Here is a 25,395-nt window from a genome sequence, read left to right on the forward strand (position 1 = left end):
GGATGGGATGCGCGAGATGGATGCTGCATGGCGGGAATGGCTCGCGACCAACGTGAGCCGCGGGTGTACGCAGGAATCGATGATCGAGGCGATGGTGCAGGGCGGCTTCGAGATCGACGCAGCGCGTGAAATCGTGCGCCGCGCGACATCGGAGACGGGCGCGGTGGCGGCCGTCATTGCTTCGCCGGAAGACGAAGCGCGCGCCTATCACTACGATGCCTGTCCCGTCGCGGCGGGCAACACGGTGCACGCGCACGACCGCGACGTGACGGTGCGCATACGCTTCGAGCGCCCGCAGGTGATCGCATTCGACGACGTGTTGTCGGGCGAAGAATGCGCAGAGTTGATCGAACGCGCACGGCACCGGCTGAAGCGTTCGACCACCGTCAATCCCGAGAATGGCAGCGAAGACGTGATCCAGCTGCGCACCAGCGAAGGCTTCTGGTTCCAGCGCTGCGAGGACGCGTTCATCGAACGGCTGGACCACCGCATCTCCGCGTTGATGAACTGGCCGCTCGAACACGGCGAAGGCCTGCAGATTTTGCACTACAGGCAAGGCGGCGAGTACCGTCCGCACTTCGACTATTTCCCGCCAGGCCAGAACGGCAGCGTGCTGCACACGGCGCGCGGCGGCCAGCGTGTCGCGACGCTGATCGTCTACCTAAGCGACGTCGAGGGCGGCGGTGAAACGGTGTTTCCGGACGCGGGGCTCGCGGTGATGGCGCGGCAAGGCGGCGCGATCTACTTCCGCTACATGAACGGGCGCCGCCAGCTCGATCCGCTGACGCTGCACGGCGGCGCGCCCGTCACGAGCGGCGACAAGTGGATCATGACGAAATGGATGCGTGAGCGCCCGTACGTCTAGCGCGCCCGCGATGCGCAGTGCATCCGGGTATGGCGGGTGCTGTATAAGGGCCAGCGCATGCGTGGCTCGTTTCAGGCGCGATCGACATGACGAACGCCACGCCTATGCCCCTCGGGCTGAAACAATATCAGGGGACCGACAATGGACAACTATCAACTGGAAAGCGAGTTGCAACATCTCGAGCGGGTACTCGCCCGTATGGCCGCCGAACATCGTTTCCCGCTTTCATACTGGCGCACCCGGCTCAACGCCGTGCTGGCGGCACGGCTGGTGCCGTCGCAACGCTCGCGTGCCAGCAGGCTCGACGAATTGCTGCGGGCGCTCGAAACGCGCGCACCCACCGTCGGTTGTTAATGCTGTACGGCGGCTGTGCGGTGCGGGTCAGGCACAGCGAATGCTCGATTCCCGATGACTGGCGCAACCGTTGCGTCGGCGTAACCAGACGGAGTCAGCCATGAACAAGGATCAAGTGAAGGGTACGGTCGAAAAGGTGAAGGGCAAGGTCAACGAGGCTGTCGGCAAGGCCACTGGCAACCGTAGCCAGGAACTGAAGGGCGACCTGCAGCAAGGCGCCGGCGAAATACAGAAGTCGTATGGCGATGCGAAGGAAGACGCAAAGGAAAACGCAAAGGACATCGCACGCGAAAACCGCAAGCATCACTGATCGCGGCGTTGCCGGGCGGCGCTTCTGTTGTGTTAATGGCCGCCCGGCCGTTCGATCACAGGGAGCGAACAAGCAGACGGGCGAAGCCCGCTGGGCCGCGTGAAAGCGCGGCCCGTTTTGTGTCGAGTTAATGCCGGATCGCGCGGGTGCGTGCGGTTCATCGCCATTAAAATGAAAATGAACGGTCCATTCAACCCATTCCGGAACCCCGCGTGAGTCTGCCGCCTGCAACGCTTTCTACCGATACGCCCGATGTGCTCGCCGCGCTGCGCGAAGCGACGGGCAGCCGCCATGCACTGATCGATTCGGCGATGCCGCTCTCAGCCGACGCACCGACGCTACGCGACTATCGCTTGCACGTGCAACTAGTTGCTGCATGGCTCGCGCCGCTGGAGCAATGGCTGGCGAACTTCGACGATGGACCGCAACGCGCATTGCCCTTCGTTGCGCGGATGCCGTTGATCGTGCGCGATCTCGCTGAGTCTTCATTGCGTACCGAACAGATCGCGGATGAGCCTCTCGAACAGGCAATGCCGCCGGATGTCGACGATGCCGCTTTCCGCTGGGGCGTGTGCTATGTGATCGAAGGGTCGCAACTGGGCGGCACCGTGCTGTACCGGCGTTTGAGCGAGACGCTCGCACCGCATCCGTTGCGCTATCTGAGCGGCGACGGCGTGCCGCCGGGGCCGCGCTGGAAAAGTTTCATCGACGCCATGCGCGCGCAGGTCGTCACGCCGCACGAGATCGCGCGTGCATGTGAAGGCGCGAAGGTGGCGTTCGATCGGTTGCTGGGATTGCTTCCGGAGACGCGTGCGGCCTGATCAGGGAGGATTGAAACGGCGCGTGGCGCTAGTTCAACGACGCATCGCCCCCGCCGCGTACGGGCCTGGCGCCGTCGTGCAGACGGCCCAGCAGCAGATCGACCTGATCCAGCAAGGTCTCGCGCGCAACGGGCTTGTGCAGCGTGCATTCGCAATCCAGGTCGGTTGGAATGTCGGTCGATGCGCTCCACAGGATCACGGGCATGCCGTCGAGAGCGGGGTCGTTCTTGAGCGTGCGGCATACCTCGGCGCCATCCATGCCGGGCATCATCAGATCCGTGATGACACGGGCGGGGTGCACGCGCTGCGCAAGCTCGACGCCCTTGCGCGGCTCGAAGGCCGTGAGTACGTGGAAACCCTCCAGTTCGAGCAGAAGCGCCCACGCGATTAACAGGTCCGGCTCGTCGTCGATGAGCAGGATGGTAGGAAGGCGGCTGTCCGATAGTGCGTTCGAATCCATATGTACAGGCAAACTTCTGATCGCGCAGCCGGGCTCGGGTGCGCGCGAAACGTCATCGTCAACTGGTTTGCACGCACGCATGACCCGTGCCAATCCAATCAGCGTCACGTTTGACGCCGCTGCGCGGACGGTTTGCCGCGCTGCCGAACATAGCCCGCTGCCAAGCGCAGCGGGACTTCCAGCCAGCCGTCGCTCACCGTGCGAGCACGAATGGCGCGCCCGACGCGGCTGTCTTGCAAGTAAGAGCGTTTAGCAAAAAATATCCGCGTCGTTGTAAGTTCTGACGCGCTGCGGTGTCGATTATTCCTGCTCCGACGTAGCGGGAAACGCGCACAAAACGCGCCGCGAGCTTGCCGTTGGTCGGCATGTGTCCGGTTTCTTTCAGGTAGACTGCGAATCTATGGAGAGACTAACCAGCCAACAGCGCGCCGCGTTGCCGGTGAACACCACGCAGGTGTTCGAACTGTTGCCGGATGCATGGCTGATCCTCGACGGGCAGTTCGAAGTTGTGATGGCGAACGCGCGTTATCGCCAGATGCATGGCGTCACGCTGTCCGATATCCGGGGCCGTTCCGTCTACGACATCAACCAGTTCGGCTCGCAATCGCAACGCGATTTGCGACGCAACTGGCTCGATTCGATGCTGCCCGGTCTCGCGCCAGGCGAAACCCGCCTCTCACCGCAGCTGCGCTACGACACACCCGCCCCGGACCATCGCGACGACACGCTCACGCCACGTTACTGGCAGGTGCGCACATCGATGATCGATGCCGGCGACGGCAGTGCGCCGATGATCGGCCTGTGCGTGATGGATGTCAGCGATTCGATTGCCGTCACCGAGCGCGATCAGCGCGAGCGCGCCAAGCTTCGTTCACAGGCACGCTTGCGTCAGGTGCTGGTCGACGAGGCGAATGCGGAATTGCGCGCGCATCGCGAGCAGTTGCGTCAGGCGCTCGCGTTCGCGCATGTCGGCGCGTGGGAGTTGGATCAGGCCACAGGCATGATCGAAGGCACCGATCAATGCAAGGTGAACCTCGGTCTTGCACCGTCAGACACGTTGACGCAGACGCTGCTGTTCGATGAACTCGTCGATGAAGCCGACCGTGCACGCGTGAAAGAGGCGATGGATCGCGCGCTCGCGCAGCGCGAGCACTTCGAAGTGGAGTTCCGCGTCACATGGCCCGACCGCTCGGTGCACTGGATTTTGCTGCGCGGCCTCGGCCGTTACCAGGCAGACGAAACCCTGAAGGCGATCGTCGGCTTCACGCTCGATATCACGTCGCGCAAGGAGGCCGAACTCGAACAGCGCGCGATCGCCGAATCCGAGAAGCGCGCGAGAGAGCATAGCGACGAAGTGGCGCGCGCCATGGATCACTTCGTCACGGCCGTGAGTCACGAACTGCGTTCACCGCTCGGGGCGATCTTGTCGTGGACGCTGCTGCTGCAGCGCGCGGCCGATCTGTCACATGTTACACGCGCGGCGGGCGTGATCGAACGCAATGCGCATCAGCTGTCGCACATGGTCGACGATCTTCTCGACAGCGGCGCGATCGCGACGGGCAAGCTGTCGGTGAGCCTGCAACCTGTCGACCTCGGCGCGCTCGCGGGCAACGTCGTCGAAGACATTCGCATGACGGCGGAAACGAAAGGGCTGCGGCTGCGGGTAGGCGAACTCGCGCCGTGCGTCGTGATGGCCGACGAAAGCCGGATGAAGCAGGTCGCGTGGAATCTGCTGTCGAACGCCGTGAAGTTCTGCGCGCAGGGCGAAGTCGAACTCAGCGTGACGGTGAACGGCCAGCAGGCGGAACTGAGCGTGCGCGATACGGGCTGCGGCATCGAGCCCGATGCGCTGGCGCGCATTTTCGAGCGCTTCGAGCAGATCAACCCCGAAAGCGGCGGACGCGTCGCGGGCCTCGGGCTTGGGCTGTGGCTCGTCAAGCATCTCGTCGATCTGCATCAAGGCAGCGTGACGGCCGAAAGCGCGGGGCACGGGCAGGGCGCCACATTCAAGGTGACGCTGCCGCTTTATCGTTAGCGATAGGGCGGCGGCTCGTTGAGCACGGCCCAGAACATGCCCAGATCATTGATCGCACCCATGAAGTCGTCGAATTCGACGGGCTTCACCACGTAGGCATTTACACCGAGATCGTAGCTGCGCAGTAAATCCTTCTCTTCGCGCGACGACGTGAGCATCACGACGGGAATGCGCTTGAGCTTGTCGTCGGCGCGCACGTGTTTCAGCACTTCATGACCGTCGATTTTCGGCAGCTTCTTGTCGAGCAGAATGACGGCGGGATTCTCGTCCTTGCGGTCAGCGTACTGACCTTCGCGCCGCAGATAATCGAGCGCTTCCGCGCCGTCGCGAATCGATACGACGGGGTTCGCCAGGCGCGTCTTTTCGAGCGCGATGAGCGTCAGCTCGATGTCGTTGACGTTGTCTTCCACCAGCAGGATGGGTCTTAGCACGCGTAGTTCCTCGTTAGCATGAGCGCGTCATTCGCGCCTGGTGTCGTTCGCGCCATCTGGAGCCGGTTCCGTGTTGAACTCGGCGTTGAGTTCCTTTGGCACCGGCCTGAACGGTTGTCCCGGCGAAAGCGCCGCGAGCCGTGCCACGGCCGCTGTCGCGCTCTCGTCGCGCGGATACATGTCGGGCGTAAACGTCAGCGGCAACGAGAAATAGATGGTCGCGCCTTCGTTCAATTTCCCTTCGGCCCATGTCTTGCCGCCATGACGTTCGACAATACGTCGCACGCTTGCAAGCCCGATGCCCGTCCCCTCGAATTCTTCCGCGCGATGCAGCCGCTGGAACACGCCGAACAGCTTGTCGACATAGCGCATGTCGAAGCCGACGCCGTTGTCGCGCACGAACACGACGCGCTGGCCCGCAAGCTCGCCAACGCCCGCCTTGCTCGAAATCTCGATGATGGCAGGGGCTTTGGGATCGTCGCGAAGGCGGCTGAATTTTACTGCATTCTCGATCAGGTTCCGCAGCACGACATGGAGCAGCACGGGGTCCGCCGTGACTTCCGGCAGATCGCCGATGCGCCATTCGATAGGGCGCTCGCCCGTGTTGCGTTGCTCGTCGGCGGCCAGCGTTTGCGCGAGCGTGCGCAGATCGATGCTTTGCGGGCGCAGCGCGGCGCGGCCCATTTGCGAGAACGCGAGCAGATCGTCGACCAGCTTGCCGCCGAAGCGCGCGGCCCCGATGATCCGCTCAACGAAATGCCGTCCGCGTTCTGAGAGCTTCGCGCTGTCCATCTCGCGCAGCAGATCGGCGAAGCCGACGATATGCCGCAGCGGCGCACGCAGATCGTGCGACACAGTGTACGAAAAGCCTTCGAGCTCCTGGTTCGCGCGACCGAGTTCCAGCGCGAGCTGCGCCAGTTCTTCGGCGCGCCCGAGCACGATGCCGAGCAGCGCGGTGCGAAACTCGCCGGCGATTTCGAGCTCGGCCTGCCGCCACGGCGAAGAGCGGCCGCGCACGGTTTCTGTCCATGTTTCGAAGCTCTCGCGCGGCGATAGCGACGCCGACAGCGACGACAGTTTTGTGCGCGGATCGCCTGCCCATTTGAGCGTGCGCACGACCTCCGCGCGAAACCAGATCACGTAGTTGCGAAACAGCTTCGAGATGGACAGCGCGAGCATGCCCGCGTACTCGGCGTTCGCCGGGCGTCCCCATGCATGCGCGAGATCGTCGGTCGACCAGATGTCGTCGCTTTGCGTGTCGAGCCACGCGACGAGCTGTTCGATGGTCGCTCCGTCGGGTGCGTTGCCGATGGGCACGATGCGTCCGTCGAACACGATCGCCGCGCCCGTCGAATTGGTCAGCGCGAGCAGTTCGCGTGGATCGTTCGTGAGCGCGTCGATGAAGTGATCGGTGTTCGCCATCGTCGCGAGCAGGCGCGACTGGCGGCGGCGCAGTTCGAGCCGGTGCTCGGCTTCCGCGTAATCTTCCTTCGCTTCAACTTGCAGCGACAGCACCTGCGCGATGTGCTCGCATGCGGTGCGCACTTCGAAAGGCGGCACGCGCGCGCTCGCGTGGTGGCATGAGATTAGCCCCCACAGCTTGCCGCGCACGACGATCGACATCGACATCGACGACCAGGTGCCCATGTTCTTCATGTATTGCACGTGCACAGGCGACACGCTGCGCAGCGACGCGTAAGTGAGATCGGTCGGCGCGTGCGTGACGGGATTCAGTGCCGGCACGAGCGGGGCGGGCGCGTAATCCGCATCGGCGATCAGGCGGATGCGGTTGCGCACGTAGAGCGCGCGCGCTTGCGGCGGAATATCGGAGCCGGGAAAGCGCTGGTCCATGTACGACGGGTAGCCTCCTTCAAGCGCCTCGGCGATCACGTGGCCGTTGCCTTCGTCGTCGAAGTCGTAGACGAGCGTGCGCCCGTAGCCCGTGATGCGCTGCACTTCCTGCGCGGCGAGCGCGGCCAGATCGGCGACGCCGTGTACTTCCTGCAAGCGGTTGATGAAGGTGCGCACCAGCGGATACATCGACCAGAACACATCGGCCGTGCCGCGCGCCGGTTCCAGTTCGACGAAGGCGATGCCCTGATAGCGATGCACGACGATGGCGAGCGGCGAGTGATGTGCGTCGTGCTGCGCGGCGCGGCGCGGGTCGTCGATCGAGCCGACATAGAGCGGCACGCCTTCCGTATCGAGCGATGCGAGCGCGGTGATGGCGAGTGACGCTGCTTCGCCGAGCACGCCTGACAAGGGCTTGCCGAGCACACCGTCGAGCGGCGTTTGCACGAGCGACGCAACGTTCGCGCTGACCTGTATGACGATGCCGTCGTCCGTCACGCAGAAGAGAAAACCATGCGGCTGGATGCCGCCCGGAATATGGATCGGTTCGCGGGCGCAATCGACCATCGCGCGTTCCATGTCTGCGGTGGGCTCTTCGTTGACGCGCGATACGTTCGACATGCTTTCTCCATGTGACGGTCGCGCCATTCTCGCATACGCGTTGCGGGTTCTGCGCGCAGGCGCTTGCTGGATTTCGTTGACCTGTCAGGCACAACGATTGCTAAAGGTATATGGTTGTTGTGTGCACGCAGACATCACGCGCCACGCCCGTCCAATTCGCCTGAGGAACACAACCATGCCAACCGATTCCCGCATTTCCGAGGGCTTGCCGTTTCCACTCGGCGCGACCTGGGATGGCAGAGGGGTCAATTTCGCGCTCTTTTCCGCGCATGCGACGAAGGTCGAGTTGTGCCTGTTCGACGACGAAGGGAAGAAGGAACTCGAGCGCATCGAATTACCCGAATACACCGACGAAGTGTGGCATGTGCACATGGCAGGCCTGAAGCCGGGCACGGTATATGGCTATCGCGTGCATGGTCCGTATGAGCCCGAGGCCGGTCATCGCTTCAATCCGAACAAGCTGCTGCTCGATCCGTATGCGAAGGCGCATGTCGGGTCGTTGCACTGGGACCCGTCGCTGTTCGGCTATACGCTCGAAACGGAAGACGATCTCACGTTCGACGAGCGCGACAGCGCGTCGTTCATGCCGAAGTGCCAGGTGGTCGACCAGACGTTCAACTGGACACATCCGACGCGCGTGCGCGTACCGTGGGATCGCACGATCGTCTACGAGACGCATGTGCGCGGCTATACGAAGATGCATCCCGGTGTGCCAGAAAAGATGCGTGGCACCTTCGACGGCCTGGCGCAGAAAGCCGTGATCGACCATATCAAACGCGTGGGCGTGACGACGCTCGAACTGTTGCCCATTCATTCGTTCGTCAACGATTCATACCTGCTCGACAAAGGGCTGACGAACTACTGGGGGTACAACACGATCGGCTTTTTCGCGGCCGATCCGCGTTACTTCGCGCGCGGCCCCGGCGTGATCGAAGAGTTCAAGGAGATGATCGACCGGTTGCACGACGCCGGTCTCGAACTGATACTCGACGTCGTGTACAACCACACGGCCGAAGGCAACGAACGTGGGCCGACGCTGTCGTTTCGCGGTATCGACAACGCGTCCTACTACCGGCTGATGCCTGAAGAAAGCCGCTATTACATCAACGACACGGGCACGGGCAACACGCTGAACCTCTCACACCCGCGCGTGCTGCAGATGGTCACGGACAGTCTGCGCTACTGGGTGACGGAGATGAACGTCGACGGCTTCCGCTTCGATCTCGCGACCATCCTCGGGCGCGAGCCGTATGGCTTCGACGAAGGCGGCGGCTTTCTGGACAGTTGCCGGCAGGACCCGATCATCTCCAGTGTGAAGCTGATCGCCGAACCTTGGGACTGCGGGCCGGGCGGCTATCAGGTGGGTGGCTTCCCGCCTGGCTGGGCCGAATGGAACGATCGCTTTCGCGACACGGTGCGCTCGTTCTGGAAGGGCGACGAAGCGTCCGCCGCCGATCTCGCCAAACGCCTCACCGCTTCAGGCGATTTCTTCAACCGGCGGGGCAGACGCCCCTGGGCGAGCGTGAACTTCATCACTGCGCACGACGGCTTCACACTGAACGATCTCGTCTCGTACAACGAGCGCCATAACGAGGCGAACGGCGAAGACAACAACGACGGCCATAGCGACAACCGCTCATGGAATTGCGGCGAGGAAGGGCCATCCGACGACGCCGAAATCATCGCATTGCGCGAGCGCCAGAAACGCAATCTGCTCGCGACGCTGCTGTTTTCGCAAGGCACGCCGATGGTGCTTGCAGGCGATGAATTCGGCCGCACGCAGAAGGGCAATAACAACGCGTACTGCCAGGACAACGAGGTCAGCTGGATCGATTGGGCGGGTATCGACGACAACGGCCGCGCGCTCACGGAGTTCGTGCGCAAGCTGACGACGCTGCGCCACGCGTTACCCGTGCTGAGGCGCAATCGCTTTCTCACGGGCGAGATGCGCGAAGACATCGGCGTGATGGATGTGAAATGGCTGAGTCCCGTCGGCGTCGTGCTGACGGACGAGCAATGGGACGATTCGGCGATGCGCTGCTTCGGCCTCGTGATCGACGGGCGTGCGCAGGCGAGCGGTATCCGGCGTCCGGCCTCCGACGCGACGCTGTTGCTCGTCATCAACGCGTATCACGACGTCGTCGACTTCATGTTGCCGGAGATACCGGGCAGCGATCAGTGGAGCTGCATGATCGACACGAACGCGCCTGAGCGCGACGAATTGCCTGATTTCGGATCGGGCGACGTGTATCAGGTGACGGGCCGTTCGCTGTTGCTGTTCTCGTTGCATGCAAAGGGCGAGACGAAGCGGATCTTCCAGCGGCTCGAAGAGCGTTTGACGGCGTGAGCTTTCTTGAAGGCGCGATTTTGTCGGCGTAGTGGCGGACCTGAGAGGAAGTGGCAGTGAAAAAAGAAAAACCGGACCTCTTCGCGAGAAGAGGTCCGTTGCTATTTGCTATTCATTATTTGCACAGCCCGCATGCGGGCTGTCGCGTCACACTCACGCGCTTCGCGCCACCGTCTCCTGCGACGCCGCGCCATTGCTCCACGCAGTCTGCGCGCTCGCTGCGCCGCTCGCATTCGCGCGACGTTGCGCCGACGCCGCTGCAACGCGTTCGACATCGACACGCGGTTGCGCCGGGCGTGCATCCGTCAACAGGCCATAGAGTTTCAGATATGCCTGCACCGGCTTGCGCCAGCTGAAATCGCACCGCATCGCATTGCGCTGCAGTGCATGCCATGACGAAGGCCGCATGAACGCGTCGAGCGCGCGCTGCAATGCCGCCGCGACGTCCTCGGGTGTCTCGCCGTCGAACAGAAAGCCCGTTGCGCCTTCTTCGGGCAAGCCGAGTTCGGGCGAACGCTCGGGCGTGTAATCGACGATCGTGTCGCGCAGCCCGCCGACTCGCGATGCGACGGGGATCGTGCCGTAGCGCAGCGCATAGAGCTGCGTGAGGCCGCACGGCTCGAAACGGCTGCCGTGCAGCAACAGGTCGGCGCCCGCGTGCAGCATGTGCGCGCGCCGTTCGTCATAGCCGATATACGCGCCGACGCGCTGCGGCCATGCGGCGGCGAGATCGCGCACTGCGGCTTCGAGATACGCGTCTCCCTTGCCGAGAATCGCCACCTGTAGCCGCGGATCGCGCGCGAGCAGTAACGGCAATGCTTCGACCACGACGTCCGCAAGCTTTTGCGACGTCAGACGGCTGCCTATCGCAACCAGTGGCGCGAATGGATCGACCGTCAGGCCGAAGGTCTGCTGCAGATCGCGCTTGCAGGCCTGCTTGCCTCGCACGTCGTCGGCGGAATAGGCGCGCGCGATCTGCGGGTCGGTAGCGGGATTCCATGTCGCGCTGTCGATGCCGTTCGTGATACCCGACAGTTTGTGCGAGCACGCTTGCAGCACGCCTTCCATCAGATGCCCGAAATGCGGCGTGAGAATTTCGCGCGCGTAGTTCTCGCTGACGGTGACGACCTGGTCCGCGTGCACGATGCCCGCTTTCATCATGCTGAGCGCGCCATAGAACTCGATGCTGCGCGGGTCCGTCAACGCGGGCGCGAGCAGTTCGGGCGGCACGCCCATCCAGCTACCCAGCGCGAGCGGATAGTTGCCCTGAAACGCAAGGTTGTGCACGGTGAACACGCTTTTCGCCGCGACGCCTGCGAGCTTCATCAAAAGCGGCGTAAGGCCCGTGTGCCAGTCGTGCGCATGCACGATGTCGGGCATCTCCACGCCGCGCACGCCGCGCGCAATGCGCGTCGCGGCAGCGGCAAGCGACGCGAAGCGGATCGCGTTGTCGAGATAATCGCGGCCCTGCTCGTCCTGATAGAGGTTGTCGCGTTTGAACAGATGGTCCATCTGCAGGAGCAGGACGGGCACGCCCGTATCGGGCATGTGCGCGCGCAACAGTCGCGCGTCCCCGCCCGGCAGGCCGCTGATGCGGCAGAGGGGCGTCACGCCCACCGCGCGCTCGAGCGCCGCAGGATACGCAGGCAACAGAATGGTCGAAGCGACGCCCGCGTCGCGCAACGCGGCGGCGTACGCACTCACCATATCGCCCAAACCGCCGGACTTCGCCAACGGCATCGCCTCCGAGGCGACGAGAAGGACGTTCAGCGTCAAGGTTGTGACTCCCGGTGAAAGAGTAGATTGAATGAGACGCTTGAATTGCCGCCGCAGATGGCTGGCGCGATCCGTGCGGCGGATCGGGTCGGCGAGAGAGGCGAGGGGCGACGGCTTCGGTGAGCAGCAAGCGGTGTGCCATAGGCACGCGCATATCGTGAAGCTTCTGCAGCGCGGCTCGGCGTTTTCTTCAGATCTTTGAGCGACGCGGGACTGCGGTGCATGAAGCACTGTAGAGGATGAAATGCGTCAACTTGGTGAACGTGCGCGATGGACGGGCGCTGCCGTGCGAACGTAAAACTCGTCGAGAAAAGGGCGAGGGTTTTACACAGGTGCGATGATCCCGCACGAGCGTTCGACACTTTGATTGACTTCATACGGGGCGCATTGCGCGCCCCGCGTACATCGGTGCTCTATCGCGCTCAGATATCGAGCCGCGAAATCTTCGCGCCTTCAAGCGATACGCCCGCCATCAGGCCTGCGTTGGTCAACACGAATGCCTGCACGGGCTTCGTAGCCGTCGTCGTATCGATGTTGCCGTTAGCCCCGACCTTTACGAGCGCGACCGTCGCATCGCCGCCAACCGACCAGCCCTGGCTGTTGCGGAAGCTGTCGAGTGCATCCTGCGCCATGAACAGGAAGATCACGCCCTTGGACTGCGCACCGATCTGCAGGCCGAACGAGCCTGCTGCCGTGCTGTAGTAACCCACCGTTTGCCCGCCAACGCGCAGCGACCCTTGGCCATATTGTCCGCCGATCCAGAAGCCTGCCTGCACGACGGATGGGAACACCAGCACGCCGCGCGCTTTCGCGACCAGTTCGCGTGAGCCGTTCGCGGTCGTGTAGAGCCGCGAGAGCGTTTCATCGACACTCGAATCGATCGCGCGGCGCTTGTCCGAGTTGCTGGTGCTCGTCGTGGAATGCGAACCCGTCATCGTGCAGCCCGAGAGGGCGAGACCGCCCGCAGCGAGTGCGGCGCTGGTGCTCAGTATGAAATTTCTTCTATGCATCGTTGTTCTCCTGTCTGTCAACGCGAGATCCCCGGCTAGCGCCTCCCTTGGTGCTTCGCCGCAGCCGCCCGGGCGCGCTAAACCTTTGTGCGGCGAGGGCTGACAATGCGACAGCAGTTCGCGTGCCTGGCCCTGTCGCCGTCGTCGCCCAGGATGCGTGAAGCGGCGTGACTAATCCTTGACGGTATGGACGCGACTGGGCTGCGCAGGCGTGACTGTATGAATTACACACGCGCTATGCGTCATCCGATGTCGCCCGCTTCAACAGTTCGAGCAGACGTTGGGGCGTCAGCGGCTTCGCGCAATGCGCATCGAAGCCGGCTTCGCGCGCCCGCTCGCGATCGAGCTGCGACGCGTAGCCCGTACACGCGATCAGCAACATATCCGAAGTCGATTCAGAGGCGCGCAGGCGGCGCGCAAGCTCGAGCCCGTCGACGCCCGGCATCGCGATGTCGAGCACGACCGCAAATGGCTGCCATTGGGACGCGAGTTCGCAGACGTCCTCGGCGCGGTGCATCGCGCGGCATTCGAAGCCGTTTGCAAATAGCAGCAGTTGCAACGCGTCGGCGGCATCGGCGTAATCGTCGACGACCAGCACGCGCCGGTTGTCGGTCATATGCGCGCCGATGGCGCGCCATTGCAGTTCGTCATCACTGTCGTGTACATTTTTTGTTGCCATTTTCGCTGGTCTCCAATTGGCGCCTTGGCGTCTTTCTGCCTCCCCAAGGCTGCAAGGTCAGCAAAGGTTGGACCCGAAACAAGTGGGACAAGCGAGCATAGGGTTGCCGTTCGGAATGGAATCAATTGCCGTTAATTAACAATTTCGGCGCATGTAGGGGTTAACCAGACGCAATTGGCAACCGTTAAAAAGGGCGAATTAGCTAAGCCTGTTGTTTATAGGAAGACTTTCCGTTTTATTCATGCGACATAAATGCGCATTCGGATTTATATTCTGATCGGCGCCGCGATACGGGATTCGCTGTAAGGCGCCGGCGACCTGCAATTGGCGTCGTCGGAATGCGCGCTTCCAATAAGACAGCAAGCGAGGGACTATGGATACATCGTCTGGGATGGGACGCCGTGCGCTCGGCGTTGTCGGCGGCGCGGCGCGTCTCGCGAGCGTGGATGTGTTGCGCAAAATGCATGACGCCAATGCCGCTGCGCGTACGTTTCAGCCATTGGATATTGCTGTCGAACGCGTATCGGATATCGAGCGCCGTGCGTCAATTTCTTATGCCGCGGGTTCAGCGCAACATAAGTTGCGCGTATTCGATGCGATACGCGATTTTGAACAGCGCGGCTTGCCCGCTGTTGCGCTGCCATGCTTCGAAAGTCATTTGTTTATCGAGGAATTACAGCAGAACACGACGCTTGCAATCGTCGATATGGTCGCTGCGCTGTTTGCGCATATTCGCCAGCGTTATCCGCTTGCGCGCCGCGTCGGCGTGCTGACGTCGCCGGTGCTATGCGAGCGCCGGCTGTTCGAGCGATACGGCGAGAGCGCGCATGTCGAAGTCGTGAGCGTCGCCTTGAAGGGCGTGGAGGGGCTGCGAGAAGCATGCGAAACGCTGATCGGGCAGGGCGTCGATGTGCTGCTGCCGGGCAGCACTGATAGCGCATTGTCGCTGCGGCGACTCGGCGCTCTGGCCGTGCCCATCGTCGACAGCTATTCGGTGTACGCGCAACATCTGTTGTTCGCCGATCATCGCAAGCCAGCGCACCAGATCAAGCTCGGCGTGGTCGGCGGCGTAGGACCCGCTGCGACAGTCGACTTCATGCACAAGGTCGTGCGCAATACGCCCGCTGCGCGCGATCAGGATCACATCAAGGTCATCGTCGAACAGAACCCGCAGATTCCCGACCGCACCGATCATCTGACGGGCGATGGCGCGGACCCGACGCTCGCGCTCTACGCGACGTGCAAAAAGCTCGAAGACGGCGGCGCCGATCTGATCGCGATTCCGTGCAATACCGCGCATGCGTTCATCGGGCCGATCGAAGCGCGCTTGCGCGTGCCCATCATCAACATGATGAACGTGACGGCCGACTATCTGCGCACGGCGTTCCCCGCCGTCGATCGCATCGGCCTGCTCGCCACGGACGGCACGATTGCAAGCGGTGTCTATCGCACGGCGCTCGAAGCGCGCGGCATGACGCAGGTCCTGCCGCCGCTCGCCATGCAGGCGCGCGTGATGAATGCGATCTACGGCGCGCGGGGCGTGAAGGCGGGCTTCACGAACGGCGAGTGCGCTGATGACATCATCGCGGCCGTCGAAAGTCTGTTGTTGCAGCAGGTCGAAGTCATTCTGCTTGCCTGCACCGAGCTGCCGCTTCTTTTCCCGCAAGCGGCGACGGTGACGCGCAAAGGCCGCAGCGCGCATCTCGTCGATCCGACGGACGTGCTCGCAAGGTGTTGCGTCGAGTTCGCGCGAGGCACGCCGCGCGTCATACCGATGAGCGCAAGACATGAAGCGTTGCCGGTCGAATATGCCGCGTATGCGAAGCGAAAGGAAAGCAATGTGGCAGTTAATGCCGAATTACTTTAAAGACAATAGCATGATGACTTTCGTGTTTCTTTTCGCTTTCTAATGGCTTTCCGATAAGAAGTATTTCAAGGTATTTCTTTTCCTTATCAAACGTTTCACAATAAGTTCTTCATTCGACTTCAGACTGCGTTTCCAGCGACGGCAAGCCTTCCCGGGTAAGCCGTCATCGGTCGATTCCGCTGGAACCTGGACGCTCGAATGAACGGACTCCCTCTCTCTTCCTTGCGCGTGAGCGCAATCGTTGCGCTCGCATCGTTCGCCCTCGCCGCATGTGGCGCGGACGATGCCGCCACGGTTAGCAGCTCGACGCCTGGCGCGTCGCAAGCCAATACGGCTGCGCCTTCCGCATCGCCGTCTGGATTACCGCTGCCGTCTTCGACGACGGGCAATTCGGCCAACGCGTTCAATACGCCGGCCGCGAGCGGCATGAACGCAGCCGACAACACGCGAAGCGACGCGCAGGACAGCGCCGCCATTCTCAGCGCGCAGGCCAGCCTTGCCGCCGACAACCAGCAGGTCGCGCCCGTTCTTCGCTACGCGCCAGGCGAAGAGAGCCATTGAATCGACGTTCAGGCAATAAAGAAACAAAGAAACAAAGAAACGCGCGTGAATACGCGCGGTTATTCCCTTGTTAATTCCTTTCCCCCCGAGAAGAAGGCAATAACATCATGACATCCAATAGCCGTCGCCGTTTTCTAAAGACCGCAGCAACGTCCGCGGGCGCAGCCGCCGCCGTGACGATGCTGCCGGAATCGATCCGCAATGCGCTCGCGGTCCCCGCCAATTCGCGCACGGGCTCGATCCGTGACGTCGAGCACATTGTCGTGTTCATGCAGGAGAACCGTTCGTTCGATCATTACTTCGGCCATATGCGCGGCGTGCGCGGCTACAACGACCGCTTTCCGATTCCGCTGCCCAATGGCAAGCCCGTCTGGTATCAGCCGTCGAAAGCCGATCCGACCAAGCCCGTGCTGCCGTTCCACCTGAACACGCAGACCACGAGCGCGCAATGCGTCGGCGATCTGGATCACTCGTGGTACAAGACGCACGGCGCGATCGACGGTGGCCGCTACGACCAGTGGCCCGCGAACAAGACGGACATGACGATGGGCTATCACCTGCGCTCGGACATTCCGTTCCACTACGCGCTGGCCGATGCGTTCACGGTCTGCGATGCGTACTTCTGCTCGCTGCCGGGACCGACGCACCCGAACCGCTCGTACCTGATGACGGGCATGGTCGATCCGACGGGCACGAAGGGCGGCCCGCTGCTCGACAACAACGACTTCGTGGACGGCGACGTGCCGCCGAAGTATCAGCTGCTGTCGTGGACGACCTATCCGGAGCGTCTGGAAACGGCCGGCATCTCGTGGCAGATCTATCAGCAGGGCACGGACGGCTCGGACCCGCTGAATGGCAACTACGGCACGAACATCCTGCAGAACTTCGAGAACTTCATCAATGCACAACCGGGCTCGTCGCTGTTCCAGCGCGCGCAGACGGTGCGCACGATCGACGACCTGAAGGCCGACGTGCAGGCCAACCGCCTGCCGCAAGTGTCGTGGTTGTGCCCGCCCGCCGCGTACTCGGAGCACCCGAAGTACACGCCCGCGTACGGCGCGGAGTACACGTCGCAGATTCTCGACGCACTGACGTCGAACCCCGAGGTGTGGAGCAAGACAGTGCTCTTCATCATGTATGACGAGAACGACGGCTTCTTCGATCACGTCGTGCCGCCGCAAGTGGCGACGTCGCGCGCGCAGGGGCTTTCGACGGTGACGGCGGACGGCGAGATTCACGATGTCGTCAATCCGGGCCGCGGCGGCAGCTATACGGCCGACAACCTGCCGTACGGTCTCGGACCGCGCGTGCCGATGACGATCGTCTCGCCGTGGACGAAGGGCGGCTTCGTGTGCTCGCAGGTGTTCGATCACACGTCGGTGATCCGCTTCATCGAAACGCGCTTTGGCGTGCATGAGCCGAACATCACGGCATGGCGCCGCGCGGTGTGCGGCGACCTCACGACGGCATTCGATTTCCGCACGCCGGACGCGAAGATGCCGCCGCTGCCGGACACGAGCAACTACAAGAGCATGGCCGACAACCAGTGCGCGACGCAGCCCGCGCCGACGGTGCCTGCCGTGCCGGGCGCGATCGATCCGCAGGAAGCGGGCATCCGTTTCGCGCGTGCGTTGCCGTATGAATTGCATGTGAACGGCAAGGTCGATGAGAAGGCCAACTCGCTGACGATCGAAATCGGCAATACGGGCGATCAGGGCGCGCACTTCTATGTGTACTCGACCAACCGCACGGATGGACCGTGGCGTTATACGGTGGAAGCGGGTAAGACGCTGAAGGACGTGTTCAACCTGTCGTCGACGAACGGCGTGTATGCGTTCACCGTGTACGGCCCGAATGGTTTCGTGCGCCGCTTTGCGGGCAACGCGCAGCCGCAGTCGAACCAGGCCAATGCGCAGGGCCTGTTCGGCCATAACCGCAAGCCGGCGTTGCCGGAAGTGAAGACGCATTACGACGTCGGCAACGGCAACGTGTATCTGAAGTTCACGAATCACGGCGACAGCATCGCGCGGCTGTCGGTGGTCGATAACGCGTATGGCGCGCATCCGCGCCCTGTGATCGTGCCGCCGAACGCGTCGATCGAAGAGGCCTGGGTGCTGTCGGCGAGCCACCACTGGTACGACTTGACGGTGAGTGACAACGACGACGCGTCGTTCCAGCGTCGGCTTGCCGGTCACGTCGAAACGGGTAAGACGAGCATCAGTGATCCGGCGGCTGTCGTGCCCGTCATGACGGCGTCGTAAGTGGCCTGATCCAGAACGTGTAAAACAGCGCAAAGCTTGGCCCCGGCATGGTTCACATGCCGGGGCTCTTTTTTATTTGTTGATCAGCAAAGGCGGTTCACACGCCTTCGACGAGCACGCCGTCGCGTGCAACGATCCGCCCATTCGCCACGACCAGCTTGCGTACAGGACGTGCCGCAACGGCATGCGCGACGGTTTCCGCGTCGACAAGCACGAGGTCCGCGCGCGCGCCCACGTGCAGGCCATAATCGGCGAACCCGCATCCGCGTGCAGCAGTGTGGCTCACGCAATCGAACGCAATGGCGAGCGCATCGTCGCGGCGTAAGTCGTAGCGCATGCCGATCAGCATCGCGCGCTCCAGCATGTCCGGCGAGCCGAACGGATTCCATGTATCGCGGATGCCGTCGTTGCCGCCGAAGAGCGTGACGCCTTTCTCGATACACGCGGCAAGCGGCGGCACGGACACGGAAGCGGGCGCTGTCGTGAGTAGCGCGACGTTCAGCAACGCGAGCCGATCGAGCAGCGGGTCGCGCTCGCGCGGCGCGAGTGCGCCGAGACAGAACGCGTGGCTGATCACGACTCGCCCCTGCATGCCGAGCGCCTCGACGCGATCGAGCAGCAGCTTCAAGGTGAATGCGCCGATCTCGGCGGGTTCGTGTAGATGGATATCGATCGGCTTCTGATGGCGTGTGGCCAGATCAAAAGTCGCGTTCAGCGACGCGACGGGATCGCCGTCGATCAAGGCCGGGTCCAGCGCGCCGAGCACGTCGGCGCCCGCGCGCAGCGCCTCGTCGAGCAACGTGACAGTGCCCTCACGTTTGAGCATGCCCGATTGTGGAAACGCAACCGTCTGCATGTCGAGCACGTCGCGTAGTGTGTCTCGCGTCTTCAGCACGCCTTCGAGGTGCTTCAGGCCAGCGTCGGTATCGATATCGACGTGCGTGCGCAAGCGCGTCGTGCCCGCCTGCAAAAAAGCGCGGGCCAATGCGAGCGATGCAGTGGCCGCGTCGTGTCCGCTTTGCGCGCGAAAGCGGCGCTCGTTTTCGATGCGATCGGTGAGCTTCGGTCCCACTTCGTTGCGATACCAGCGCATGCCCCACATCGTCTTGTCGAGATGCGTGTGGCCTTCGACGAAGCCAGGCAACAGTAGCGCACCGTTGCCATTTTCGCGCACGACGTCGTTTTCGACCCGTAAATCAGGGCCGATCGCATCGATGCGGCCATTGACGATCGATACGTCCACGCGCGTTCCATCGGGCAACCGTGCATCGGCGATCAACAGCGGCTCTTTCATGCGGACTCCATTTTTCTTTCAGCGTCAATGCGTTTGAGGCGGCGCCGCGTCCAGAGGGTCCATAGCGTGAGCGAGCCGTAGACGCCCCAGCGCAGCGCCGTCGAAATATACAACGCCAGTTGCGCGTCGCTCAAGTTCGTCACGACCCAGTAGCGCGCGGCATTCTCGGCTGTCAGACCGATGCCCCAGACTACCGTCATCCGGCGGATCTGCGCGACGAGCTTGGGACGTTCGCGATAGTGGCACTCGAACTCTTCGACACCTTCAAGCGATTCACGCGACGCCGTCGAACGCGCGAGGTAGTAGACCATCGGCTTGCGCAGCAGCAGCGACAGCAGAAACGTGATGCCGATGACGCCCGCCACCATCGGGTCTTCGAGCGCGCGCCGGTGCTCGCCCCGGTCTATCAGCGCCCATGCGAGCAGCGGCAGGATGCCCGCCAGCACGATGGCGCTCAATGCATCGAAATGCCGCGAGTGGTACAGGTCCCATGCGATCCACGCGATCAACGGCGCGGCCGATGCGGCGAGCGCGCCCGTCGTGCCCCAATGCGGCAGCGCAAGCCGGTACGCGAGCCACGGCAGCGCGACATTGATGACCATCGCGGACAGGTATCGGTACGGAACCTTCATACGCCCTCTGCGCTAGCGGTGCTGTGGTTCTGCGTTTGGCAGCATGTCTTCCGATCGTTCGGAGGTTACATGCTTAAGTATCAAAGAATCAAGAAACCGGCAAGGCGGCCGTCGCCGCATCTCGGCCGCAAAAATCGGTTTTTCATTTTGTGGCATGACGGGCATATTCTGGCAGCAGTTTACCGTCTGCCGCGGTGCGACGATTTTTGACAAATGATATGAGGGACAGCGGTTACTCTCGTCAGGAGCACCATTTCAGTCGAGAACCCGATTCGTATGGGAGACCAGGTATGCTGGGACAAATGAAGTTGCTACGAATTTTTCTCGGAGCCGTGCTCGGCGCCGTCGGGGCGACAGTAGTCGCTTGGGGCGGTCTTTATCTTTTTGGAATGGTTCGAGGTTCCGGTAGTTTGTTCGATACGAATCCGGAAGCGGCGAACCGTTTTTTTGCGCTATGGTTCGCAATAGTTCTTTTGGCTTCGATCGCTGGTGGTGTCAGGGCCTCGCGCCGATAGCGTTGCGCATGGCCCGCGTACTGCGGGGCCAATTCTTCGAATGAGCAAACGCGAAAAACGTATCGCGTTTGCTCATCCTTTTGTCGCTCGCTTTAGACAAGCGGCAACGTCTGCCGATCAAGTGTCGGTTTCATGATCGGCGCCAGCGCCGCGAAAATACGCTGACCCTGCTCCTCGTCAATCATGCTCGTGAGCAGCGAGCGAAAGCGCGGCTCTTCGACGCCGGAAACGATGTACTGCCAGCGATACGCGTCGAGCATCGCCGCCTGCACCTCCGCAATTTCGGCGTGCAACAGCGTACGGTCCACATGCTGGCAGAAGTACGTGGCATCTTCCGTCGCCTGCATCTGCACCACGCCATCGACGCCAGCCACCAGCGCGATCAGATCGTCGACGGCAGCATCGCGCGCGGGCTTGTCGAGCTTCACGTCCTCGCGCATCCATTCGAGTTCGTCGATGATCGCGTGCTGCGACTCCTCCTTCCAGTGGTACATGAACACGTCCTTGAACAGCGGCGAGAGCGTGTCGTCTGCTTCGATGCTCTGACGGTAATGCACCTGCGAGAAGATCTCGATGAAACACGTCAGCGCGAGAATCCCCCACGTCGATTTGCCTAGCACGAACATGGCGATGTCGTCGGCATCGGGCAGGAAGCGATAACCTGCGGGCATGTCCGCGCCCGCGAGCAACTCGATGCGGCGGAACAGTTCCTGGTGCTTCAGTTCTTCGTCGGTCAGACGCACGACGGCTTCGAGTGCGATCTGGTCGCCGAGCGCATGATCGCGTCCTAGTTCGAGCATCTTTGCGCCGATGAAGCGTTCGACGAGTTTGAACATGTTCGCGTACGTGCGACCCTGAACCTGCGAATAGAAGCGGCGCTCAGCGTCATTCAGAAACGGCAGGCGATACACCTGGGACAGCCCGTCGGGCAGAAACTTCTGATCGATATCGAGCGTACGTCCGCGGATCACGTCGTTGTCGATATCCCAGCGGATTCGCTTGGACACTTCGACGCATTTGGCGTAGCGATGGGAAGGCAGTTGATACTCTACAGCTTGCATCTGAGAACTCCATTTCGGCGGGATTGCAGTGGGGTGGCGCCGAAAGAAGAACGAAGAGAGGCGGCGCCGACTCAAAGCGCTGCGCCATGGCGTGTTGCATGCAGTAGCGAAACGCTAATCCGCATTGTGCGAATCGACGTTTGATCGGACATGAGACGCGAGTCCCGGTACTCGCTGTGAGCACTGCAACAAAGCCGGGAAAAGCCGGGACATGCGCCCCGTCATGCAGCGCGTCAAGGGGACAATCAGGCAGCGGGCGCGTCGAAGCCCGCCTTGCGCGCCATCACGATGGCCTGCGCGCGGCTTTCCACTTCGAGCTTCGCGAAGATGCTCGTGATGTGATTGCGCACGGTCTTCTCTGACAGACCGAGCCGCGCAGCGATCTGCGCGTTGTCGCGGCCGCCCGCGATCAGTTCGACGATCTCGCGCTCGCGCCGCGTGAGTGACGAGAACACGGGATTGGCGTGCCTCGCGGGCGGCAGGAAGGCGCGTACTTCGTCGCGCCAGCGCTGCCACGCGTTCTCGGATTCGAGCGTCAGATGATTCTCGCTTTCGAGCGGCACGAAGCGCGCGTTGGGAATCAGGCTCGCCAGCAGCCGGCTTTCTTCGAACGGCACGCGTGCGTCGCGCACCGCGTGCAGCACGAGTGTCGGACATTGCACGTGCGGCAGCAGATCGACCACGTCGATGCAGTTGAAAACACGCATGATGCGCGCGGCGTTTTGCGGTGTCGTCGAAATGCGTTCGAGTTCGTTGAACCAGCGGTGCTGGTCGGGCGTGCCGCCCGGAATGAACTGCGTCGTGAAGAACTGCCGGAAGGCGGGGTTGTGCTGGCCCCAGCCGATCTCGGCGAGCTTGGCGAGCGTTTCGGCTTCATCGCGCGCCTGCTCGGTGCGCGAGCGGACCAGCCGTCCGCGCGCGTAGCCGCCATGCAGGATCAGATGCGAGACGCGTTCCGGAAACGCGACGGCATAGCTGATGGCAATCGACGCCCCCTGCGAAATGCCGAGCAGCGCAAAGCGGTCGGCGCCGCTCGCATCGATGACGGCGATCAGGTCCTGCTTCCATGCATCGAACGAAATATCGGCGACGTCGTGATCCGACAGGCCGCAGCCGCGCTGATCGTAGCGGATCAACGTATGGTCGCGGCACATCTCGGCAATCATGTGACTCCATACCGGGCTCGCGAGATCGAACTCCAGATGGCTCAGCCAGTTCGCGGCCTTGACGATGGGCGGCCCGCTGCCGCAGGTCGCGTACGCGATTCGCGCGCCGTCGTGCGCGGTGCACAGCCGGATTTGCTGCCTCCACTTCGGGGCGGTCGCGGACATGAGCCTCCCGGCGGCGATGGAAGAAGCGCCCGTCAGCTTGCGGGCCGCATGACGCGCGCTTTCATTCAGCTTATCACCGCGGGAGGGCTTTGCTGCACGAAGATGCAGACAAACGACGCTTCATCCGCGCGCGTGCGGTCGAACGTATGAAGTGGATGGTGTATTCGCGCGAAAAGCCGCGGCACGCGCATTCATGCACATTCAAGCGCCGACGCTGCGCGGCGCCTTCTCGACGAGCGGCGCGGATACCGCGTTCGCCGCCTGCACGCACTGATTGACGAGGTCGCTGAACGCGTTGGCGTTTTGCGTATCGCTCAATGCGCCGACTTCATCGACGCGCTCCGATTGCCCGCCAATCCCGACGATCAGTTGCGCGCCGGGCGCGCGATCGCGGATGCGCCGCAGCAGATTGCGCAGATAGGGCGGCGCTTCGGGGGCGTCGAGCGTGACCACGCAGACGATGGCCGCGCCGTCGATGCCAAGCGTGTCCGTGTGGCCACGGCGGAACTGCGCGTAGTTCGCCGTGACGGGCGCGAAGCCGCGGCGCGTCAGCAACTGCACGGCGATGGCCGTCGTGACTTCGTCGAAAGCGCCACGGCCCGCGACACACACGACGCGCAACTGCGCGGCGTCTTCCGGCAGCACGGCAGGCGGCGCATCGGGTGCGTTCGGATCGGGCTTCTCTTCGGGCATGCCGTCGAATTGCTCGAGGTTCTCGATGATATCGAGCAAGGTCTCGTTCATGCGCGCGAGCTGTTCGGGCGCGAACACGCCACGCAGCGTGTCGTTGCGCGCGAGCCGCAGGCCTTCGCGCGCGACGTCGTCGTAATAGCGAGTGAGCGCCATTTCCCTGAGGAACCGGTCGGCCTGCACGATGGCCTCGTGCGGATCGTCGGCGAGCAGGCGCTGATAGAAGTTCTGCGCGGGCGTGAGCGCGGGCTGATCGCCGAGCAGCACCGTCAGGAATTTCAGGCGCTCCGCGTAACGGCCCAGCGTGACGAGGCACAGCGTGAGCGGCGTCGACAGCACGAGGCCGATCGGCCCCCACAGCCAGCTCCAAAAAATCGCCGCGACGACCACGGCGAGCGGCGACAGCCCTGAACTATGCCCATACAACAGCGGCTCGACCACCTGGCCCGCGACGACATCGATGGTCACGAACAGCACGATCGTCCACACGGCCATCGTCCATTGCGGCTGGATCGCGGCCGCGAGTATCACGGCGAGCAGCGCCGCGATCCACGTGCCGATATACGGCACGAAGCGCAGCAGCGCGGTCAGCACGCCGAACAGCAGCGCGCCCGGCACGCCGATGATCGCGAGGCCGATGGCGATCGTCGCGCCCGCGCCGAGGTTCACGCCGAGCTGCGCGACGAAGTAGCGCGACAGGCGGCTCGCCGCATCGTTGATCGCGGTGGTCGTGCGATGCAGGTCGCGCGCACCGAACAGGCGTATCAGGCGGTCGCGCAGGTCTTCGCGCTGCAGCAGGATGAAGATCGTCACGACCAGCACGATGAACATCGTTTCGAGCGGCCCGACGACGGGTGAGAACACGCGCTGCGCGAGTTGCAGCGGCGACGGAATCGGCTCGTGCACTTCGACGGGCAACGGCGCGGAGACAGTCGGTTTCTGCGAGCGGCCCGCTTCGTGCCGCGTGTTGGGTCGGTCGGGTGTGACGCGCGCAAGCGCAGTCGCGGCGCGCGACAGCAGCGCATCGGCGCGTCCCACCGTTTTCTCCTGCACGGTCTCGACCTTGCGCTCGATGGCCGCCTGGTACTGCGGCAGCGAGCCCGCAAGCTGCGCGATCTGTGCGCCGATCAGCGTGCTGACGGCGAGCAGCGTGACGACGGCAAGGAGCACCGCGACGAAGATCGACGGCAGCTGGCCGAAATGAAGGCGCCGCAACAGGCCGACGAGCGGCGCGAGCAGGAAACTCAGCAGCACGGCGAGCGTGATCGGAATCAGCACCTCGCGCGCAAAGTACAACCCGCTGACCACCACGACGAATGTAATCACCGACGTCAGGCCGTGCAGCCCCGGCGTTCCCGGCGGGTAGACACGGTTGGACGAAGGGCGGTGCGGGGCGAGCGGAGCTTTCATGGCGTGTGCCGGTGTTGGCCGTGCGATCGATACAAGGGGCAGCTATTGTAAGCAAGACGCAGACCCGGGCGTAAAACGGGCGGGTGCATATCAGCCCGTTCAGTTCAGTGTATCAACTGCGTCGCGCGAATTTGTATGAAGGCGGCGAGGCGGCGGCAGGCATAATTGCGAAATTGGCCTGGTCTAATTTCTAGTTGTCCTTCCGGGCGCTGA

General features: G+C 62.9%; 20 protein-coding genes. 9 read left to right on the forward strand and 11 right to left on the reverse strand.

Going from position 1 to position 25,395, the window contains the following annotated elements; all coding sequences use genetic code 11:
* Positions 1–7 precede the first annotated feature (7 nt).
* The 4 genes from C2L64_RS25000 (at position 8) to C2L64_RS25015 (ending at position 2,350) form a co-directional block, all read left to right on the forward strand.
* Positions 8–865 (forward strand): 2OG-Fe(II) oxygenase, encoded by an 858-nt coding sequence (locus C2L64_RS25000; protein WP_007583579.1) that lies wholly within the window; start codon positions 8–10, stop codon positions 863–865.
* 141 nt (positions 866–1,006) lie between these two features.
* Positions 1,007–1,219: a hypothetical protein gene (locus C2L64_RS25005; RefSeq protein WP_007583577.1), complete on the forward strand. Its 213-nt coding sequence runs from the start codon at positions 1,007–1,009 to the stop codon at positions 1,217–1,219.
* Positions 1,220–1,319: 100 nt separating this feature from the next.
* The gene (locus tag C2L64_RS25010; RefSeq protein WP_007583575.1) at positions 1,320–1,529 is read left to right on the forward strand and encodes a CsbD family protein; all 210 of its coding nucleotides are present in this window, start codon (positions 1,320–1,322) and stop codon (positions 1,527–1,529) included.
* A gap of 212 nt (positions 1,530–1,741) precedes the next feature.
* Entirely contained in the window at positions 1,742–2,350 is a 609-nt protein-coding gene (locus C2L64_RS25015; protein WP_007583573.1) for a biliverdin-producing heme oxygenase, read from the forward strand.
* A gap of 28 nt (positions 2,351–2,378) precedes the next feature.
* Here C2L64_RS25015 and C2L64_RS25020 read toward each other — a convergent pair whose 3' ends face one another.
* Positions 2,379–2,810 (reverse strand): response regulator, encoded by a 432-nt coding sequence (locus tag C2L64_RS25020; protein WP_090837903.1) that lies wholly within the window; start codon positions 2,808–2,810, stop codon positions 2,379–2,381.
* Between the two features lie 400 nt (positions 2,811–3,210).
* Between C2L64_RS25020 and C2L64_RS25025 the strand changes: the two genes are divergently transcribed.
* Entirely contained in the window at positions 3,211–4,845 is a 1,635-nt protein-coding gene (locus C2L64_RS25025) for a sensor histidine kinase (protein ID WP_007583569.1), read from the forward strand.
* Here the strand turns inward: C2L64_RS25025 and C2L64_RS25030 are convergent.
* Together C2L64_RS25030 and C2L64_RS25035 are read right to left on the reverse strand one after the other, a co-directional pair.
* Positions 4,842–5,276 (reverse strand): response regulator, encoded by a 435-nt coding sequence (locus tag C2L64_RS25030; protein WP_039900743.1) that lies wholly within the window; start codon positions 5,274–5,276, stop codon positions 4,842–4,844. The two genes, C2L64_RS25025 and C2L64_RS25030, sit on opposite strands and share 4 nt — an antisense overlap.
* 27 nt (positions 5,277–5,303) lie before the next feature.
* A complete protein-coding gene (locus C2L64_RS25035) occupies positions 5,304–7,748 on the reverse strand; it encodes an ATP-binding protein (protein ID WP_007583563.1) in 2,445 nt (814 codons plus the stop codon).
* Between the two features lie 175 nt (positions 7,749–7,923).
* Between C2L64_RS25035 and glgX the strand changes: the two genes are divergently transcribed.
* The gene (gene glgX, locus C2L64_RS25040; protein WP_007583562.1) at positions 7,924–10,095 is read left to right on the forward strand and encodes a glycogen debranching protein GlgX; all 2,172 of its coding nucleotides are present in this window, start codon (positions 7,924–7,926) and stop codon (positions 10,093–10,095) included.
* Between the two features lie 153 nt (positions 10,096–10,248).
* Here the strand turns inward: glgX and glgA are convergent, their stop codons facing one another.
* From glgA to C2L64_RS25055, 3 genes are all read right to left on the reverse strand, one after another.
* The gene (glgA, locus tag C2L64_RS25045) at positions 10,249–11,871 is read right to left on the reverse strand and encodes a glycogen synthase GlgA (RefSeq protein ID WP_007583560.1); all 1,623 of its coding nucleotides are present in this window, start codon (positions 11,869–11,871) and stop codon (positions 10,249–10,251) included.
* A 422-nt stretch (positions 11,872–12,293) separates the two neighbouring features.
* On the reverse strand, positions 12,294–12,881 hold the full coding sequence (locus C2L64_RS25050; RefSeq protein WP_007583558.1) for a BPSL1445 family SYLF domain-containing lipoprotein: 588 nt from the start codon (positions 12,879–12,881) through the stop codon (positions 12,294–12,296).
* A gap of 235 nt (positions 12,882–13,116) precedes the next feature.
* A complete protein-coding gene (locus tag C2L64_RS25055) occupies positions 13,117–13,560 on the reverse strand; it encodes a response regulator (protein ID WP_007583557.1) in 444 nt (147 codons plus the stop codon).
* A 373-nt stretch (positions 13,561–13,933) separates the two neighbouring features.
* Here C2L64_RS25055 and cuyB point away from each other — a divergent pair, with 373 nt between their 5' ends.
* From cuyB to C2L64_RS25070, 3 genes are all read left to right on the forward strand, one after another.
* Complete coding sequence (cuyB, locus tag C2L64_RS25060; RefSeq protein WP_039900742.1) at positions 13,934–15,427, forward strand: cysteate racemase; 1,494 nt, start codon at positions 13,934–13,936, stop codon at positions 15,425–15,427.
* Between the two features lie 198 nt (positions 15,428–15,625).
* The gene (locus C2L64_RS25065) at positions 15,626–15,988 is read left to right on the forward strand and encodes a hypothetical protein (RefSeq protein ID WP_039900741.1); all 363 of its coding nucleotides are present in this window, start codon (positions 15,626–15,628) and stop codon (positions 15,986–15,988) included.
* Positions 15,989–16,095: 107 nt separating this feature from the next.
* A complete protein-coding gene (locus tag C2L64_RS25070) occupies positions 16,096–18,249 on the forward strand; it encodes a phosphocholine-specific phospholipase C (protein WP_007583552.1) in 2,154 nt (717 codons plus the stop codon).
* Positions 18,250–18,346: 97 nt separating this feature from the next.
* On the opposite strand, the gene C2L64_RS25075 is transcribed toward C2L64_RS25070, so the two are convergent.
* From C2L64_RS25075 to C2L64_RS25095, 5 genes are all read right to left on the reverse strand, one after another.
* Positions 18,347–19,543 (reverse strand): amidohydrolase family protein, encoded by a 1,197-nt coding sequence (locus C2L64_RS25075; RefSeq protein ID WP_007583550.1) that lies wholly within the window; start codon positions 19,541–19,543, stop codon positions 18,347–18,349.
* Complete coding sequence (locus tag C2L64_RS25080) at positions 19,540–20,175, reverse strand: VC0807 family protein (protein WP_007583548.1); 636 nt, start codon at positions 20,173–20,175, stop codon at positions 19,540–19,542. The genes C2L64_RS25075 and C2L64_RS25080 overlap by 4 nt, the downstream gene beginning before the upstream one ends.
* Before the next feature lie 607 nt (positions 20,176–20,782).
* On the reverse strand, positions 20,783–21,751 hold the full coding sequence (locus C2L64_RS25085) for a hypothetical protein (RefSeq protein WP_007583547.1): 969 nt from the start codon (positions 21,749–21,751) through the stop codon (positions 20,783–20,785).
* Between the two features lie 245 nt (positions 21,752–21,996).
* A complete protein-coding gene (locus C2L64_RS25090) occupies positions 21,997–23,082 on the reverse strand; it encodes an alpha/beta fold hydrolase (RefSeq protein ID WP_007583545.1) in 1,086 nt (361 codons plus the stop codon).
* 201 nt (positions 23,083–23,283) lie between these two features.
* Complete coding sequence (locus tag C2L64_RS25095) at positions 23,284–25,182, reverse strand: AI-2E family transporter (RefSeq protein WP_007583543.1); 1,899 nt, start codon at positions 25,180–25,182, stop codon at positions 23,284–23,286.
* Positions 25,183–25,395 lie beyond the last annotated feature (213 nt).

Origin of the sequence: Paraburkholderia hospita (assembly GCF_002902965.1) — a bacterium.
GTDB lineage: Bacteria > Pseudomonadota > Gammaproteobacteria > Burkholderiales > Burkholderiaceae > Paraburkholderia > Paraburkholderia hospita.

Coding starts and splice junctions, on each gene's coding strand:
- C2L64_RS25080 (WP_007583548.1), bottom strand. CDS start 20,175: ATGAAGGTTCCGTACCGATACCTGTCCGCGATGGTCATCAATGTCGCG.
- C2L64_RS25010 (WP_007583575.1), top strand. CDS start 1,320: ATGAACAAGGATCAAGTGAAGGGTACGGTCGAAAAGGTGAAGGGCAAG.
- C2L64_RS25090 (WP_007583545.1), bottom strand. CDS start 23,082: ATGTCCGCGACCGCCCCGAAGTGGAGGCAGCAAATCCGGCTGTGCACC.
- C2L64_RS25035 (WP_007583563.1), bottom strand. CDS start 7,748: ATGTCGAACGTATCGCGCGTCAACGAAGAGCCCACCGCAGACATGGAA.
- C2L64_RS25095 (WP_007583543.1), bottom strand. CDS start 25,182: ATGAAAGCTCCGCTCGCCCCGCACCGCCCTTCGTCCAACCGTGTCTAC.
- C2L64_RS25000 (WP_007583579.1), top strand. CDS start 8: ATGCGCGAGATGGATGCTGCATGGCGGGAATGGCTCGCGACCAACGTG.
- C2L64_RS25025 (WP_007583569.1), top strand. CDS start 3,211: ATGGAGAGACTAACCAGCCAACAGCGCGCCGCGTTGCCGGTGAACACC.
- C2L64_RS25070 (WP_007583552.1), top strand. CDS start 16,096: ATGACATCCAATAGCCGTCGCCGTTTTCTAAAGACCGCAGCAACGTCC.
- C2L64_RS25085 (WP_007583547.1), bottom strand. CDS start 21,751: ATGCAAGCTGTAGAGTATCAACTGCCTTCCCATCGCTACGCCAAATGC.
- C2L64_RS25065 (WP_039900741.1), top strand. CDS start 15,626: ATGAACGGACTCCCTCTCTCTTCCTTGCGCGTGAGCGCAATCGTTGCG.
- glgX (WP_007583562.1), top strand. CDS start 7,924: ATGCCAACCGATTCCCGCATTTCCGAGGGCTTGCCGTTTCCACTCGGC.
- C2L64_RS25075 (WP_007583550.1), bottom strand. CDS start 19,543: ATGAAAGAGCCGCTGTTGATCGCCGATGCACGGTTGCCCGATGGAACG.
- C2L64_RS25050 (WP_007583558.1), bottom strand. CDS start 12,881: ATGCATAGAAGAAATTTCATACTGAGCACCAGCGCCGCACTCGCTGCG.
- C2L64_RS25005 (WP_007583577.1), top strand. CDS start 1,007: ATGGACAACTATCAACTGGAAAGCGAGTTGCAACATCTCGAGCGGGTA.
- cuyB (WP_039900742.1), top strand. CDS start 13,934: ATGGATACATCGTCTGGGATGGGACGCCGTGCGCTCGGCGTTGTCGGC.
- C2L64_RS25055 (WP_007583557.1), bottom strand. CDS start 13,560: ATGGCAACAAAAAATGTACACGACAGTGATGACGAACTGCAATGGCGC.
- C2L64_RS25020 (WP_090837903.1), bottom strand. CDS start 2,810: ATGGATTCGAACGCACTATCGGACAGCCGCCTTCCTACCATCCTGCTC.